The organism is Actinomadura rudentiformis (genome assembly GCF_008923185.1).
Taxonomy (GTDB): domain Bacteria; phylum Actinomycetota; class Actinomycetes; order Streptosporangiales; family Streptosporangiaceae; genus Spirillospora; species Spirillospora rudentiformis.
This window is the reverse complement of the sequence record NZ_WBMT01000001.1, coordinates 204,167-218,867: the sequence shown is the minus strand read 5'-3', so window position 1 is coordinate 218,867 and position 14,701 is coordinate 204,167. Positions and strand designations below refer to the sequence as shown.

The 14,701-nt window shown below is 68.3% G+C and carries 17 protein-coding genes and 1 pseudogene; 11 read left to right on the top strand and 7 right to left on the bottom strand.

What is annotated here, in order from left to right:
* Positions 1-281 precede the first annotated feature (281 nt).
* Entirely contained in the window at positions 282-1,193 is a 912-nt protein-coding gene (locus tag F8566_RS01055; RefSeq protein WP_225992743.1) for a sensor histidine kinase, read from the bottom strand.
* Positions 1,194-1,301: 108 nt separating this feature from the next.
* On the opposite strand from F8566_RS01055, the gene F8566_RS01050 reads away from it, so the two are divergent.
* Together F8566_RS01050 and F8566_RS01045 are read left to right on the top strand one after the other, a co-directional pair.
* Positions 1,302-1,946, top strand: coding sequence for a TetR/AcrR family transcriptional regulator (locus tag F8566_RS01050; RefSeq protein WP_151557008.1), 645 nt, complete (start codon positions 1,302-1,304; stop codon positions 1,944-1,946).
* 64 nt (positions 1,947-2,010) lie between these two features.
* Positions 2,011-2,283 (top strand): winged helix-turn-helix transcriptional regulator, encoded by a 273-nt coding sequence (locus tag F8566_RS01045; RefSeq protein ID WP_151557006.1) that lies wholly within the window; start codon positions 2,011-2,013, stop codon positions 2,281-2,283.
* Here F8566_RS01045 and ligA read toward each other — a convergent pair.
* A complete protein-coding gene (ligA, locus tag F8566_RS01040; protein WP_225992742.1) occupies positions 2,276-4,306 on the bottom strand; it encodes an NAD-dependent DNA ligase LigA in 2,031 nt (676 codons plus the stop codon). The genes F8566_RS01045 and ligA overlap by 8 nt on opposite strands.
* 463 nt (positions 4,307-4,769) lie before the next feature.
* On the opposite strand from ligA, the gene F8566_RS01035 reads away from it, so the two are divergent.
* From F8566_RS01035 to F8566_RS01025, 3 genes are read left to right on the top strand one after another with little or no spacing between them, the layout of a single operon-like run.
* The gene (locus F8566_RS01035; protein ID WP_151557004.1) at positions 4,770-5,237 is read left to right on the top strand and encodes a peptidase inhibitor family I36 protein; all 468 of its coding nucleotides are present in this window, start codon (positions 4,770-4,772) and stop codon (positions 5,235-5,237) included.
* Between the two features lie 40 nt (positions 5,238-5,277).
* Entirely contained in the window at positions 5,278-5,826 is a 549-nt protein-coding gene (locus F8566_RS01030; RefSeq protein WP_151557002.1) for a hypothetical protein, read from the top strand.
* 42 nt (positions 5,827-5,868) lie between these two features.
* On the top strand, positions 5,869-6,177 hold the full coding sequence (locus F8566_RS01025) for a hypothetical protein (protein WP_151556999.1): 309 nt from the start codon (positions 5,869-5,871) through the stop codon (positions 6,175-6,177).
* 228 nt (positions 6,178-6,405) lie between these two features.
* Here F8566_RS01025 and F8566_RS01020 read toward each other — a convergent pair whose 3' ends face one another.
* Positions 6,406-7,008: a CGNR zinc finger domain-containing protein gene (locus tag F8566_RS01020; RefSeq protein WP_225992741.1), complete on the bottom strand. Its 603-nt coding sequence runs from the start codon at positions 7,006-7,008 to the stop codon at positions 6,406-6,408.
* A gap of 65 nt (positions 7,009-7,073) precedes the next feature.
* On the opposite strand from F8566_RS01020, the gene F8566_RS01015 reads away from it, so the two are divergent.
* Together F8566_RS01015 and F8566_RS01010 are read left to right on the top strand one after the other, a co-directional pair.
* Complete coding sequence (locus F8566_RS01015; protein WP_151556998.1) at positions 7,074-7,463, top strand: RidA family protein; 390 nt, start codon at positions 7,074-7,076, stop codon at positions 7,461-7,463.
* A 134-nt stretch (positions 7,464-7,597) separates the two neighbouring features.
* Positions 7,598-8,038, top strand: coding sequence for a hypothetical protein (locus tag F8566_RS01010; protein WP_225992740.1), 441 nt, complete (start codon positions 7,598-7,600; stop codon positions 8,036-8,038).
* A gap of 68 nt (positions 8,039-8,106) precedes the next feature.
* On the opposite strand, the gene F8566_RS01005 is transcribed toward F8566_RS01010, so the two are convergent.
* Entirely contained in the window at positions 8,107-9,081 is a 975-nt protein-coding gene (locus F8566_RS01005) for a helix-turn-helix transcriptional regulator (protein ID WP_151556995.1), read from the bottom strand.
* Positions 9,082-9,087: 6 nt separating this feature from the next.
* Here F8566_RS01005 and F8566_RS01000 point away from each other — a divergent pair.
* Positions 9,088-9,316, top strand: a pseudogene (locus tag F8566_RS01000) (hypothetical protein).
* 78 nt (positions 9,317-9,394) lie between these two features.
* Entirely contained in the window at positions 9,395-9,871 is a 477-nt protein-coding gene (locus tag F8566_RS00995; protein WP_225992739.1) for a DUF488 domain-containing protein, read from the top strand.
* A gap of 59 nt (positions 9,872-9,930) precedes the next feature.
* Here F8566_RS00995 and F8566_RS00990 read toward each other — a convergent pair whose 3' ends face one another.
* Both F8566_RS00990 and F8566_RS00985 read right to left on the bottom strand, forming a co-directional pair.
* The gene (locus tag F8566_RS00990; RefSeq protein ID WP_225992738.1) at positions 9,931-10,527 is read right to left on the bottom strand and encodes a hypothetical protein; all 597 of its coding nucleotides are present in this window, start codon (positions 10,525-10,527) and stop codon (positions 9,931-9,933) included.
* 131 nt (positions 10,528-10,658) lie between these two features.
* A complete protein-coding gene (locus tag F8566_RS00985; protein ID WP_151556989.1) occupies positions 10,659-11,288 on the bottom strand; it encodes a winged helix-turn-helix transcriptional regulator in 630 nt (209 codons plus the stop codon).
* A 68-nt stretch (positions 11,289-11,356) separates the two neighbouring features.
* On the opposite strand from F8566_RS00985, the gene F8566_RS00980 reads away from it, so the two are divergent.
* Positions 11,357-11,872, top strand: a complete 516-nt coding sequence (locus tag F8566_RS00980; RefSeq protein WP_151556987.1) for a nuclear transport factor 2 family protein — start codon at positions 11,357-11,359, stop codon at positions 11,870-11,872.
* A 149-nt stretch (positions 11,873-12,021) separates the two neighbouring features.
* On the opposite strand, the gene F8566_RS00975 is transcribed toward F8566_RS00980, so the two are convergent.
* Positions 12,022-12,534 (bottom strand): hypothetical protein, encoded by a 513-nt coding sequence (locus tag F8566_RS00975; RefSeq protein WP_151556985.1) that lies wholly within the window; start codon positions 12,532-12,534, stop codon positions 12,022-12,024.
* Between the two features lie 277 nt (positions 12,535-12,811).
* On the opposite strand from F8566_RS00975, the gene F8566_RS00970 reads away from it, so the two are divergent.
* The gene (locus F8566_RS00970; protein WP_151556983.1) at positions 12,812-14,692 is read left to right on the top strand and encodes a rhamnogalacturonan lyase; all 1,881 of its coding nucleotides are present in this window, start codon (positions 12,812-12,814) and stop codon (positions 14,690-14,692) included.
* Positions 14,693-14,701 lie beyond the last annotated feature (9 nt).

The window sequence follows — 14,701 nt, the reverse complement described above, 5'->3', positions numbered from 1 at the left end:
TGGCGCGCGGAACACTCACCGACGAGGGAGCCGGAAGTTTGCTCTCCGGCCAGCCTCTGACTCATCTGCGGCGCTTGGACTTCCACCACCACGATCTGTCCGAGCACATGATGGAGCGGCTGCGGGCCGCGTTCCCCAGTACCGACGTCGACCTCGGCGGCGCGCTGCCGCCAAGTGCGTGCAACTGCCAGCCCAGTCGCTTATGAGGAGAAATTCTGCGGGCGGCACCGCGGCGGTTCGGTCACGGGCCGTCCGCTGACGAGCTCGTCACTTCTTGATCATTACAAGACGGCTCTGGAGCGACGCCGGCCCACCGAGGCACTCTCTGTGCGCCGGGTAATCGGCGGCCCGCAGGGGATGTCCACGCAGACCAGGGTGGGGCCGTCCGGCGGGCTGGTGATGAGCAGGGTCCCGCCGAGCGGGGCCAGCCGTTGTTGTACGCCGCGCAGGCCGGTGCCTGCCGAGGGGGTCGCTCCGCCCCTGCCGTTGTCGCCGATCTGGATGCCGAGGCGTCCGCCGGTGTAGCGGAGTCGCAGCCAGGCGCGGGTGGCGTGGCTGTGCTTGACGATGTTGGCCATCGCCTCGGCCACTGCGAAGTAGGCCGCTGACTCGACGGGCGGGTCCGGACGTTCCGGCAGGTCGATCTCCATGTCCACCGGCAGGGGCAGCGCACGGACTAACGCGCGGATCGCTGCGTCCAGGCCGTGTTCGGCCAGTACCGGCAGGTCGGTGCCGCGGACCAGGCACCGCAACTCTGCCAGGGCGTCCGTGCTGGCCTTCCTGGCTTCGACCAGCAGCTCCAAGGCGGCTTCCGGACGGTCCTTGAGCAGATGCTCGGCCAGCCCGATGCTGATGCCGAGCGCCACCAGCCTGGCCTGTGTGCCATCGTGCAGGTTTCGTTCGATCCGGCGGAGCTCGGCCGTCCTGGCGGCCGCATTATCCAGGCCCGCCTTTTTGAGGGCGGCCCGGCGGTAGAGGAGGACGCCGGCGAGGAGTAGCCCAGCCTCGCAGGCCGCAGTGAACCATGGGTAGCTCCACAGCCAGGACACACCTGTGAGATGCGCACGCGGCAGCGGCAGGTCGGTCCGCAGCAGCACATCCGCCAGCCAGTGCGAGACCGCGATCGCCCCGAGGACGATGCCCCACCGCCGTGCCCGCGGTCCGGGACGGCCCTTCTCCTGGACTTCACGCATGACGGAACCCTTCGTGGCAAGGGGACGCGGTGGTTCGACAAACAGGACGCGAGTTGCGTTAAGGTTGAGCATGGCAGGCCGAACCGCTAAATGCAACTGGAGTTTTGATTGAGTGCGACTGGAGCGGGGACCCGGCGTCCCGGAGGACGTACGGCCCGGACGCGCGCGGCCGTGCTCGACGCGTTGCGGTCCGAGCTCGCCGAAACCGACTACGAGCAGATCACCGTGGAACGGATCGCCCAGCGCGCGGGCGTGGCGAAGACGACCGTGTACCGCCGCTGGGCCAGCGTCGACCGGCTGGTGGCCGAGCTGCTGTCAGAACTGGCGGAGGCGCTGATCCCACTCCCGGACACCGGCACCCTGGACGGTGACCTGCTCGCCCTGGCGCACGGCATTCTCGCCTTCCACAACGATCCAACGCTGCGTCACGTCCTGGAGATCCTGGTCTCAGCCGCCGTCCACGACCGTGAGCTCCGAGACGACCTCACGGCCTTCTTCACCACACGCACCGCCCACGTCGCCGAACTCGCCGTACGTGCGATCGAGCGAGGCGAGATACCCGCCGACACCGACCCCGTCGAGGTCATCCGCATCATGGCCGCGCCGGTCTATTACCGCATGTTCATCACCGGCGAGCCCATCGACGCCGGCGTGGCCGCCCGGGGCGCCGCCATCGCCGCCGAGGCCGCCCGTGCCGGCCTGCTCACCCGGGGACCCGACCTGGAGGGAGTTAAGAGCGCTGGGTCCCTCTGATCCTGTGCGCGCTGCAGCCCGGGGCGCTGCTTCTTCGAGCTGCGCCACCGCATCGAGCGACACAATGCTCTCGGCCAAACCGCAGACGCTGGTACGCGACGGCCTCATCACACGTACCGTGGAGCCCACCACTCCCCCGCAAGTGACCTACGAATTGACCGACATGGGCCACGTCCTGTCCCGCCCGTTCGCCCAGCTCATCCGCGCGATCGCGGACGGAGGAGACCGGCCCTTTCCACGCCGATGGCGCTTGTTCGCCGGTCTCCACGGCGCCTGGCCGGCTTCCTTCCACATCGCGACCAGAGCGCCGACGTGCCTGATCTCAGCGATCAGATGACGTTGGCTTCGGCCAGCCAGCGCCACAGTTCGTCCTGGCGGACGACCGTGACCCCGAGCTTTTCGGCCTTGGCGGTCTTGGAGGCGCCGACGTTGTCGCCGGCGAGCAGGTAGTCGGTGTTGGCCGAGACCGATGAGGCGGTCGTGGCCGCCGCCTGCTCGACCAGGCGCGTGACGTCCGGTCGGCTGATCTTCGCGCCCGAGCGCGGGTCGGTGAACGCGCCGGTGATCACGACCGATGCGCCCTTGAGCGGTGAGTCGCCCGCGGCCGCCGCGTCGACCGGCCGGTCCTCGGCCAGCACGTCGAGATTCACGCCGCGCTCTCTCAGGGCTGCGATCTCCTCCTGGACCTCCGCGCGGGCGAAGAAGGCCACGATGCTCTCGGCGGCTTTCGGACCGATGTCGCGGATGGCCACCAGGTCGTCGACCGTCGCAGCCGCGATGTCCTCGATGCGCTGGTAGCCGGCCAGGCACAGGCGCTTGGCCGTGCCCTCGGAAGCCATCGGGATCGCCAACCCGATCAGCGCGCGGCGCAGCCCCATGCCTTTGGAGGACGCGATCGAGTCGACCATGTTCCTGGCGCTGACCTCGCCCATCCGCTCGTAGCCGAGCAGCTGCTCGGCCGTCAGGTCGTAAAAGTCGCTGCGTCGCTTGAGCACGCCGTCTTCGGCGAGCTTCTCGATCCAGGTGTCGCCGACGCCCTCCATGTCGGCCGCCGGGCGCGAGGCCCAGTGCATCAGCCGGCGCGTCGCCTGCGCCGGGCATTGCAAGTTCAAGCACCAGCGCTCCTCGCCGGTGCCGCGGACCTCCAGTTCGGACCCGCACGACGGGCAGTGCGACGGCGGGACGATCTCGACCTCGCTCCCATCGCGCATCTCCGGCAGCGAGCGGCCCGCGAACGGGATCACATCGCCGCGCCGGACGACCGCCACCGTGTCGCCGATCCGCAGGTCGCGTTCGCGGATCAGCCGCGGGTTGTGGAGGGTGATGTTCTCGACCGTCACGCCGCCGACGAAGACCGGCGCGACCTTCGCCCGCGGCGGGACGCGGCCGATCTTGCCGACCGGCCACTCGACCGACAGCAGCGTGGTCAGCTTCTCCTCCGGCGGGTACTTGAACGCGATCGCTCCGCGCGGCTCGGCGCTGTTGAAGCCCGCCGCGTCGAACGCCGCCGGCTCGTGCAGCCGCACGACCGCGCCGTCGATGTCATAGTCCAGCCCGTCGCGGCGGCCACCGATCTCATGGATCGCGTCCATCACCTCGGCGGCACTCGTGCACACGTACTGGGCGACCGGCTCAAAACCCGCCGGGATCTCCACCGCGACGCCATCGCGATCAGCGCCGAACGCGAAGAACCTCAGCAACCGCTTGGCCTTCGCCGCGGCCTCAGGGTCCTTCAGCACCAGCGTCCCGGCGGCGCCCGACCGCGGGTTGGTCAGCGTCCGGTCCGGGTGCGCCTGGTTATAGGCCTCCCACACCGACCGCAGCATCACCGCTTCACCGCGGACCTCGACGCGCCCAGGCGCCGCGATCTCGGTCGGCAGGCCCGGAATCACGTGGCGCACCTTCTCGGTCACCAGCTCGCCGACCGCGCCGGTGCCGCGCGTGGCGACGTAGTCGAGCTTCCCGTCGACGTAGACGACGCTGAGCGAGAGCCCGTCGAGCTTCTCCGACACGCGGAAGACCTGACCGCCGAAGCGCTGGCAGAACGTGTGGATCTGCTCCTCGCTCGTCGCCTTCGCCAGCGACAGCATCGCGCGTGCGTGGCGCATGGTCGGGCCGGTCAGCTCCGCCGGCGCGTTGACCTTGCCGAGCGGGCTGTCGGCCGGCTCGAGCTCCGGGTGCTCGGCGACCAGCGCCGCCAGCTCGTCCTTCAGCGCGTCGTAGTCAGCATCCGGCAACGGACTGTCGCCGGTGCCGTAGTACAGATCGTTCAGCCGCTTGACCTCGGCGGTCAGCTCAGCGATGCGCTCCTCAACGTTCACCCCTCGATTAAACGCCATGGCACCGACATTGCTCGTCACCCCCGTACCCCTGTGCTCGCGGATATCAAGCAGGTCGCCGCGGCAGGCGACCTGGCAGCCCGCGCTTTCTGCACTAGACAGAATTGGTGTACTTTACGGTCCCCACCGGCACCGCGATCCCCAATACCGGCATTTTCGTTGACCAATTGATCGCCGCGTCGAGCGCCATCCAGAACACTCGTCTAATGCACCGGTGATGGGCACCGCCGTGGCCCCTGGACACGGACCGCCCGGCGGCGATGGCAGGAATCCGGCGAAAATTGGCAAGTCTCCTGGCGGTCCAGCAATTCGCTCTATGTGATGATCAGTTCAGCTGACACAGTCGTATCGTCGGCAGGCGACGACCCGGGGGCTTTCGTACACAGGAATAGCCGACACCGACCGGGCTCCACCCTGCCGAGGATCGAACCATGGGGGTTGTGTGAAAAAATCCATGAGCCGCTCCATCGCCACGATATTCGGGATGGCCGTGCTTTCGTCGACCGTTCTGGGAGCCACGAGCGCCAGCGCGGAAACCGAACCCGCCAAGCCGTCCGGCATGCACTGCCGCGTGGTGCTCGACCGGGTACAGCCCGGCGAGGAGGCCTCCCGGGTGACCTCTCGCACCTGTTCCACCGACCGAGCCGAACTCGGCATCAACGCCAAGACCCTGCTCATGACCTGGTATGAGCATTCCAACTACAACGGCTGGTCGACCTACGTGGAAGGCGACTGGGGTCCATGCGACCGCGTGGGATACAAGATCCTCGACACCGGGAACACCTGGCGGAACATGATTTCTTCGTTCAAGGTCTGGAACAGTTGCGACAACGTCCATGCATATCAGGAGACCAATCTCAAGGGCACCAATATGTGGTACCACGGAAACCGGTCGTACGTGGGCGACACCATGAACGACAAGATCCGGTCCATCTGGATCCAGTCGTCGTAGCGCTGCAGCCGGCCCACCAGACCGACAACGGGAGATGGCAGTGAAAACACCCCTCCGCAACTCCATCAGCCTGGTCTTCGGCGCGACCGCGATGTTGGCGACCGCGCTCACGACCACAGGCGCCGCCGCGAGCACGGCGCCGCCCGGGCCCACCCCGACGGCAACCACGCCCAGCAGTCCGGCCGCCGGACACTGCCGGGTCGTGCTCGACAGAATACGACCCGGCGAGAAATTCTCCCGAGTCGTCTCGCGCACCTGCTCCGCCGACCGGGCCGACCTCGGCATCAACGCCGAAACCGCTCTCATGACCTGGTATCAGCATGCCAGCTACGACGGGGCGTCGATGACCTACACCGGGCTGTACGGCCCGTGTGACAAAGCGGGATACGGAGTGCGCGACGTCGGCTACTACGACCGCGCCTGGCGCTACAGCATATCTTCGTTCAGGGTGCACAACAACTGCCATTGGACACAGTGGTACACCGCCGTCAACTACGGTGGCAGTGATGTGAAGTACGGCCACGGAAGCTACGCCTACGTGGGCGACTTCTGGAACGACCGAATCCAATCTTTCCTTATGCATGCGTAAATATCCGGCCGACCTTTCCTCCCGTTCCGAAGGATGTGAGAAATGAAGTCGATGGCGCGCTTCGTCGCTGCCGCGGCACTGGTGGCCGGCGGTATCGGATTCGCCGCGGCGCCGGCCACGGCGGCCACCGGCAGGCTGACCCTCGCCGATGGGACCACCGGCCGGACCGTCACCTACATCAATCCCGCGCCGGGCTGCTACGACACCATCAGGTTCGACACCGTGGCAAACAGGACGAATACCCCGGTCACCGCTTACACGGGCGAACGATGCCAAGGCCAGTATGTCGTCGTCATGCCGGGAACGAATCCGATAGGCGTCGGGCCCCGCCTCAGCGTCGCCGTCCCGTAAGTCCCACGGATAGGCCGTGCTGACGCGCGGCGGAGCTGAGACGAGCGTGCCGGACATTGTCAGGCCGGCGGTTGCAGCGGACCTTGCCCACCGCGATGCCCACCGCGATGCCCACCGCGATGCTTTCCCCGGCATCGCGGTGGGCAAGGCACCGTCGAGTGGCGGGCTGGCTCAGGTGCTCGGTCGTGCGCGGCGCTGGGTCGCTTTCGCGCATCTGCTGAGGCGGCGTCACGAGTCTGCGGCCCGCCGGGCGCGAAGCGCCCGGAGCTTGTGGCGATTGCCGCACCGCTCCATCGAACACCAGCGCCGGGCGCCGGGGCGGGACGTGTCGACGAACACCAGCGGGCAGTTGTCACTTGCGCATTCGCGGATGCGTCCGGAGAGCGGCCCGGACAGCAGGTCGATCATCTCCCGCGCCAGGGTGGACAGCGCGTGCGTCGCCCGCACCGGCGGCGCCCACCCCGCGGTCGTGCCGTCGGCGGCCAGTTCGGGGATCAGCGGCGCCGCGGCCGCGGCGCGGTTGATGGTCGCGACCGCCTCGACCGGCAGAGGGTGATGTGCCGCCCGGGCGTGCGCCGCGTCCCAGATCGCCTGGCGCAGGGCCTTGGCCGCGGTCAGCTCGCGGGCCGTCACGGGGACCGTCATGACTGCGGCCAGCGGCGGCTGGGCCAGCCATTCGCCCAGGTCGGCAGGCTGGTGGAGAGTCTCGAACACCGCGTACGCGCCCTCGCCGCCGGTGTGGGCGAAGTCCAGGCAGACGGCACCGGCGTCGAACCGGAACGACCCTCCCCTGGGATCGTGCAACACCCGTCCAGTTGCGCTCGCTCGCATGAAACCACTATAACCGGTGTTGAACGAAACCACTATTAGTGGTTTCCTCGTTGAGGAGGCGACACATGAGCACACGGCACATCAACCCCGAGGGACTCCACCGCAGTCCGGCCTTCAGCCAGGCCGTCGTGGTCGAGCAGCCGGCCAAGACGATCTACATCGGCGGACAGAACGGCGTCGACGCCAGCGGCAAGATCGTCGGCCCCACGCTCGGAGAACAGGCCGCTCAGGCGTTCCGCAACCTCGCGACCATCCTGGAGAGCGAGGGGGCAAGCCTGGCCAACATTGTGCACTGGACCATCGCCACGGTGGAGGGCCACTCGTTCGACGAGGGTGTGGCCGCCTTCCAGCAGGTGTGGGACCCGGCCGATCCGCCGCCGGCCATCACCGTCCACGTCGTCGCCGGCCTGGCGCCCGGATTCCTCGTCGAAATCGACGCCATCGCGGTCGTGTGACGCCCCGGGGCCGAGGATCGGCTGCCGCCATGCCCGGGTCCGGGCCCGGTCGTGGCAATCGACCCCGGTCGTGGCACTGGATTGCGGGAGAATAAGGCATGTATTGCCTACAGGCGGTCATAGCCACCGAACCAGTGCTCCGCGAACTGACCGGCTCCATCACGGAAGCGCGCATCGTTCCTCTCAGCCAACATCTCTCACTCTTGCCGATGACCGACGCGCTGTTCGACGCGGTCACGGTCGCCGGAGCACCCGGACTCGACGGGTTCTGGAAGGCACCCGCAGGCTTCGATCGCGTGCTGGCCACGTGCTCGGCGGCGGGACCGGTGGCCTACATCGAAGCTGACTACTTCGGCGGGGTAGGAACACAGACCGCGCAGGTCTGGGATGCAGGGAAGGTGATCCTTGGCCCACTGCACCTGGCCGAGGGAGAGTCGTCTCCCGCAGCCGGCACTCCGATCTCCCAGGCGCTTCGGCGGCTCGGGGCCGTCAAGGGCGATCACATCGATGAGTTCGACGCAGTCGGACTCGGCCGCCATCGCAACACAGACCGCTGGCTTTCGCACACGAGCTGATCAACGCCGATGCGCCGACACGGCTTGAAACCTCGAAAAAGGGTGTCCATCGCCCCTGCCTGGGCCTCTCAGGATGAGACTCCGTAGCAGGTGGCAATCGCGGCGGCGCGGTCGCGCAGGGAGGTGCGCAGCGACTGCGGGGCCAGGGCCTCCGCGTCCGTGCTGAGTTGCCACAGCGCCCACTCGGCGTGTCGTGAATCCTGGAAGGCCACCTCCAGCCGCAGCCAGCCGTCTGCGTCGGGCTCCTCGGCATGGACGGCCAGCGCGGTGCCCACCAGCTCCTCCCGCCGCGTCGGCTTCACCCGTACCAGCACGGTGACTTGGTCGCCGCCGGTCCGAAACCGCGTGCTGCGTTCCTGCCAGGCCCGGTCCAGGTCGACCCGGGTTGGTCGCTGTGCCGGCTCGGGGAGTTCATTGGCGGCCAAGACCCGGGACAGCCGGTAGGTGCGGTCCGCGCCAGATCTCGTGGCCAGCAAGTAGCCCTGGCCACGTACGGTGACCAGGCCGATCGGGTCCACCGTGCGCCACTGTGGTGTCTGGCCGGTGGCCGCGTAGTGGATGCGGAGCCTATGTCCGGCGAGTACGGCGCGCCGGATCTCGGCCATGACGGTGTCGGGCACCTCTTCAGTGACCATCCGGCGGGAGAGCAGGTCTATCTCGGGGTCGATGAGCAATCGCTGGGCCGCGCCGGCCGCGGCGTCCCGATGGCTCTCCGGTAGCGCGTCGACCACCTTGAGCATGGCCGAAGCGAGTGCCGAGCCGAGGCCGAATGCCTGCGCGCCGCGCCGTGATCCGGCGATCAGCAGGGCGAGCGCTTCGTCGTGGTTCAGTCCGGTGAGCTCGGTCTGGAAACTGGGCAGCAACGCGAACCCGCCGTGCCGGCCGCGTTCGGCGTAGACCGGGACGCCGGCCGCGGACAGCGCCTCGATGTCGCGCAGCACCGTGCGGGTGGACACCTCCAGCTCGCGGGCCAGCGTGGCCGCAGTCAGCTGACCGCGCTGGCGCAGCAACAGCACCAGCGAGACCAACCGGTCGGCGCGCATACGAAGATTTTTACCAGAAAACACGACAAGGGATGTCGTGATTGGCTGGGAGGCTCCGGGTACACCCGGACCCTGTACTGCTCCGGGCAGACCGCGATGAGCGAGGAAGGCAAACCGCGTGCTGGCCTCACGATTGGGCGCCGCCCAGGTGGCGCCGACCACCACGATGCTCGGCGTGGCCCGCCTGGCGATCCCCGCCCTGATGGTCGAACTCGAGGGCACCGCCGTCGCGTGATGCGACCTCGCCGCCTCCGGCAGAGCTGCCGGAGGCGGCACGGACAGCAGATAGGTGGGTGATTTTCCGTTGCTCAGAATGGTGACGATCGGCGTCTACGGCTTCGACGGCGAATCCTTCCTGCAACGACTGGAGCACGCGGACGTCCGCCTGCTCCTCGACGTACGCCAGCGCCGCGGTGTCCGCGGACCCGAGTACGCCTGGGCGAACTCACTCCGGCTACAGGCGGCCCTCGCCCAGGCCCGGATCGCGTACGAGCACCACCCCGAGCTCGCGCCGACCACCGAGCTACGCCAGCTCCAGTACGCCGAGGATGACCGCCAAGGGGTCGGCAAGCGCTCGCGCCGCGAGCTCGCCGCCGAGTACATCCGCCGCTACACCACCGAGATCCTCGACCGCGCCGACCTCGCGCCGATCGTATCCGCGCTGCCGAGCAGCGGGACCGCAGCGCTGCTCTGCGTCGAGCGCGACCCCGAGGCCTGCCACCGCTCGTTGATCGCCCAGCGGCTGACCGAGCAGCACCACGTCATGATCGAGCACCTGTGCCCGTCGTGACGCGCGAAGTCCTCAGAAGCGTCCGCCACGGAGCGTGGGCGATAGTCGCGCCTCCGCGGTCATGTCTCGATCTCGATGTGGTCGATGTCGATTGCGACAAGGATCGGATGGGCGAGAGTCCTGCCGCCAAGGCCTCGTGGGACCACTCGCCGCCGGGTGGGAAAGACGAGTCCAGCGAAGTCTCGGTGGTCGTTGCAGTAGTGGGCGGCGCGCGCCCACCCACCGACGGGGTGGGCGACGTAGTCGTGCCGGCGGATGAGCCCGGCGGCGTCCACGTGGAAGGTCTGATGTGGGGAGTGAGTGTGGAGATCCGGAGGGAAACCGACCTCCAGGCGTCGCCAATGCTCACCCGCCTCCGGCCAGATATCGCCTTCGGTGATGGTGACTCCTGCGCGTGTCAGAAGCATGGGTGTCGACAGGTAGTTCCACCATGCGTATCCGGCGAAGTAGGCGGCGTCGAGAGCGTCCCAGCGCAGGTTGCGACGTAGTCCGCTGAGTCCGGCGAATGCGGCGCGAGCGCTGCGCCGGGCCTTGATCAGTTGGCCATCGCGGGTCTCAATCCGTACATCGCCTCGATCGAACACCGCTTGCTGATCCTGTTGCGGGAAGCCGTGAAACACGGCCTGCTGTTCTGCCAAATCCACCCGCACGGTCACGCTGGACATTCGGTTCCCGGGAAAGCGTGAGCGCAGGAGGCCGCCGAATCTCCCGTGGGCGGTCACGGCGGTCACAGCTCGCCATCGTTCAAGACCGCCATGGGCAGTGAGGACCTCGTCGAGCAATCCGCTCATGTCTGCGCCCCGGCCAGCACCATGGTGACGATGTGCGGATCGCCGTGGACGCTCGCCTGGGACAGTACGTGGTCGATGCTGATCGCACCGGCGGCCAGTCCCAGGACCGCCTCTGGCTCCGCTTGCAGAATGGTGCCGGGGCGCCGGTCGGGTTGCAGGATCACGTGGGGGCCGTCCTTGTCGATCCGCAAGGTCATGAAGAGACCTGCAGCCTCGATGCCCAGCTCAGCCGGAGGTGTTGCCGTCCTTCCGCGGAGCAGCGCTTCGAGCGCGACAGCCAGCCAGCGAGGCTGCACGGTGTCGTCGCCTCGGCCGCTTGCCATCAGCGGGAAGCTCCAGTGGATGAACGCCCCGATCGCTTCACGGAGCTCGCTCCCCCAAGGCGTCAGGGCGTACACGACGCCGCTCGGCTGGGCCAGCCCCCGTTGGATCACTCCGGAGGACTCCAAGCTCCGCAGGCGCTCGGCGAGCAAATTGGTGGCTATCCCGTCCAGCGACGCCAAGAGTTCGCCGTAGCGCATCGGACCGGGAAGCAGCTCGCGGATGATCAGCAGGCTCCAGCGATCACCCACCACGTCGAGTGCGCGCGCCAAACCGCAGAACTGCCCGTAGGAGCGAGTCGGCATCTACTTGACCTCCTAAAGGAAGCTTGATTTTATCAAGCATCGCACGTTCGCTCACCAGATGGGTTCCCATGTCTGCCTCCAGCCCCCCGGCCCCCGCCACCTCGCCGGTCTCAGCAGCGATCACCGCCCTGCGCGCCGCGGGGGAAAGCGGCGACGCCGATGCGGTCGCCAAGCTCCTGGCGTCCGATGTGGTCTTCCACTCCCCGCTCACAACGCGGGTGCGGTTCGAGGGCAAGGAGGAGGTCGCGGCACTGCACCGCGACATCTTCGCCGTCCTCGAGGACCTCCACACCACCGAACCGCTCGCGCTCGGCGATACGCGAGCGTTCTCCTTTCACGCGCGCGTTCGCGGGGTGGAACTCGAAGCCATCAACCTGGTGCGCTTCAACGACCAGGGACAGATCGTCGAGATCAAGATCTTCATCCGTCCGCTCCCAGGCCTTGCGACGCTGTTCGCGACCCTTCCGCCGCGGGTCTCGGCCAGGCGTCGCGGACGCCTGCTGGGAGCGCTCGTGGCGTCCCTCACCCGGCCTCTTGCCCTCGTCCTGCACACCGCGGACCGCCTGGCTCCCAGATTCCTCTAAGGCCTCGGGCACCAGCCACGGCTCCGGCGAGCGTGCACGGGTCCTGCCCTACCAGGGGAACGTCGCCGCCACCTCGGAGATCATCTCTTTCGCCCGACAGCCCTCGGGGCGGTGAGGCACTGCCTCACCGCCCCGAGGTCGCGAAATCCTCAGTTGCACTTCTGGATCGTACGGACGGCGCTCCGTACGGTGCTGTTCCCGGCGGCGGGCAGGTACTTCGGCGGGAACCAGACCCACACTTCGGCAATGGCCTGCCAGCGCTTCTTGGGCTGACACGTGAGCGCGGCGTTCTGCTTGATGCTGGACTTGCCGTTGTTGACCTTCCAGCCGCTGGTCTTACGGACCTTTCCGTTCTTGAGAAGTTTGACGCGCAGCTTCATCCCCGCCACGGGCTTGGTGCACTTCACCGTGGCCTGCGCGTTGATGGTGCCGCGCACGTGATGAGAGTTGTGGGGGTTGTTCATCTTCACCTGGCAGACGATGACGTCCGGCCGGTTCTTCTTCTTGGACTTGAGCGACTTCGACGCCGTCGCCGAGGCTCCGTCGTCAACCGTCCGAGCTTCGGCGGGGGCCGCCAGCATCGAGGTCGCGGCGAGGGCCACGGCCGGAACGGCCAGCGCGAGGCGCCTGGTGTTGAAGGTGACCGGCTTGTGCAGTGACATCGGTATCCCTTTCCGGTTTGCGCTTTCGGCTGCGTCGGAACGCTATGGCGGCGGCGAAACCAGGAGACAGGGCCCTAGGGCCCGAGGAACCCGCGAGAGGGACCCCAAACCGCCAGCGTCGCGCGGCAGGTGAGGGAGCCGTTTCCCAGGCCGGTGAGGCGTGCCGTGAAATATGCGGGAACGCGGCAACCCCTCGGCGGGCCGTGGCGACTAGGGGTATGGAAAGCCCTTTCCCATCGGTGCCGGCACCGCATGAAGCCTTCTCAAGGGAGAAGTCGTGACACGAGCCCCCCGCTCATCCCCCGGATCGTACGGCCGGGTCAAACCGCCGCTCATATCGATCGCCCTGGTCGCGGCCGCGGCCACCGCGACCGCCGTCGTGGTCGTGGCCGGCCAGGGCGGCGACCGGACGGTCACCGTCGACCGCCGCGCCGCCGCGGCCCGCCAAGTCGAGGACCTGGACCGCGGCCTGATCAGCGTGCGGTCCGGCACCGGCAACTACGTCGGCTGGCGCCTGCTCGGCACCGACGCCGCGGGCACCACCTTCAACCTGTACCGCGGGTCCGCCCGCGTCGCGTCGGTCACCGGCTCCACCAACTACTTCGACGCGGGCGCCCCGGCCGACGCCGCGTACACGGTGCGGCCGGTGGTCAACGGTGCCGAGGGCGCGGCGTCCGAGCCGTCGCTGCGGTTCGGTGACGGCACCCTGGACGTGCCGATCCAGCCGCCGTCGTCCACCTACAGCGCCAACGACGCCAGCGTGGGCGACCTCGACGGCGACGGACGGCAGGAGATCGTCCTCAAGTGGGATCCGGCCAACGCCAAGGACAACTCCCAATCCGGCGTCACCGACCCGGTCTACATCGACGCCTACCGGCTCAACGGCACCCGCCTGTGGCGCATCAACCTGGGCCGCAACATCCGCGCGGGCGCCCACTACACCCAGTTCCAGGTGTACGACTACGACGGCGACGGCAAGGCCGAGGTGGCGATGAAGACCGCCGACGGCACCGTCGACGGCACCGGCAAGGTCATCGGCAACGCCTCGGCCGACCACCGCAACTCCGGCGGCTACATCCTGGCCGGGCCCGAGTTCCTCACCATGTTCAACGGCCAGACCGGCGCCGCCATGCAGACCGTCGACTACGTGCCGGCGCGGGGCAACGTCGGGTCGTGGGGCGACACGTACGGCAACCGCGTCGACCGTTTCCTCGCGGGCACCGCGTACCTGGACGGCTCGCGTCCCAGCCTGATCATGGCGCGCGGCTACTACACCCGCTCGGTCATCGCCGCGTGGGACTGGCGCGACGGCCGCTTCACACGGCGCTGGACGTTCGACACCAGCAGCTCCACCAACGCCGGCAAGGGTTACGACGGGCAGGGCAACCACTCGCTGACCGTCGGCGACGTCGACGGCGACGGCCGCGACGAGATCGTCTACGGCGCGATGGCCGTCGACGACAACGGCAACGGCCTGTGGACGACCAAACTCGGCCACGGCGACGCCGCCCACCTCGGCGACTTCGACCCGGCCCGTCCCGGCCTGGAGTACTTCAAGGTCAGCGAGAGCTCCTCCAAGCCCTCGTCCTGGTACGCCGACGCCCGCACCGGCCAGGTCCTGTGGTCCACGCCCGCGGGCGGCGACAACGGACGCGGCGTGGGCAGCGACATCTGGAACGGCCGGGTCGGCGGCGAGTTCTGGTCGGCCGCCGACGGCGACCTGCGCAGCGTCACCGGCAACACCGCCGGACGCAAGCCGTCGTCGATGAACTTCCTGGCCTGGTGGGACGCCGACCCGGTCCGCGAGCTGCTGGACCGCACCCAGATCGACAAGTACGGGCCGAACGGCGACACCCGCCTGCTCACCGGCTCGGGCGTGGCGTCCAACAACGGCACCAAGGCCACCCCCGCGCTGTCCGGCGACCTGCTCGGCGACTGGAGGGAGGAGGTGATCTGGCGCACCACCGACAACACCAGGCTGCGGATCCACACTTCCCGCGCCGTGACGGACCGCAAGATCTACACCCTGCAGCACGACACGCAGTACCGCGTCGCCCTGGCCTGGCAGAACTCCGGCTACAACCAGCCGCCCCATCCCAGCTTCTTCATCGGCGACCGCATGTCCACCCCCGCACAGCCATCGGTCTACGCCCGTTAAGAGGAGGAA

Bases quoted from the DNA above. Each gene is read 5' to 3' on its own strand.
- F8566_RS01025 (WP_151556999.1), top strand. From the start codon at position 5,869: ATGAAGTCGATGGCGCGCTTCGTCGCTGCCGCGGCACTGGTGGCCGGC.
- F8566_RS01005 (WP_151556995.1), bottom strand. From the start codon at position 9,081: ATGCGCGCCGACCGGTTGGTCTCGCTGGTGCTGTTGCTGCGCCAGCGC.
- F8566_RS01015 (WP_151556998.1), top strand. From the start codon at position 7,074: ATGAGCACACGGCACATCAACCCCGAGGGACTCCACCGCAGTCCGGCC.
- F8566_RS00975 (WP_151556985.1), bottom strand. From the start codon at position 12,534: ATGTCACTGCACAAGCCGGTCACCTTCAACACCAGGCGCCTCGCGCTG.
- F8566_RS01045 (WP_151557006.1), top strand. From the start codon at position 2,011: ATGCTCTCGGCCAAACCGCAGACGCTGGTACGCGACGGCCTCATCACA.
- F8566_RS01020 (WP_225992741.1), bottom strand. From the start codon at position 7,008: ATGCGAGCGAGCGCAACTGGACGGGTGTTGCACGATCCCAGGGGAGGG.
- F8566_RS00980 (WP_151556987.1), top strand. From the start codon at position 11,357: ATGTCTGCCTCCAGCCCCCCGGCCCCCGCCACCTCGCCGGTCTCAGCA.
- F8566_RS00995 (WP_225992739.1), top strand. From the start codon at position 9,395: ATGGTGACGATCGGCGTCTACGGCTTCGACGGCGAATCCTTCCTGCAA.
- F8566_RS01055 (WP_225992743.1), bottom strand. From the start codon at position 1,193: ATGCGTGAAGTCCAGGAGAAGGGCCGTCCCGGACCGCGGGCACGGCGG.
- F8566_RS01035 (WP_151557004.1), top strand. From the start codon at position 4,770: ATGGCCGTGCTTTCGTCGACCGTTCTGGGAGCCACGAGCGCCAGCGCG.
- F8566_RS00985 (WP_151556989.1), bottom strand. From the start codon at position 11,288: ATGCCGACTCGCTCCTACGGGCAGTTCTGCGGTTTGGCGCGCGCACTC.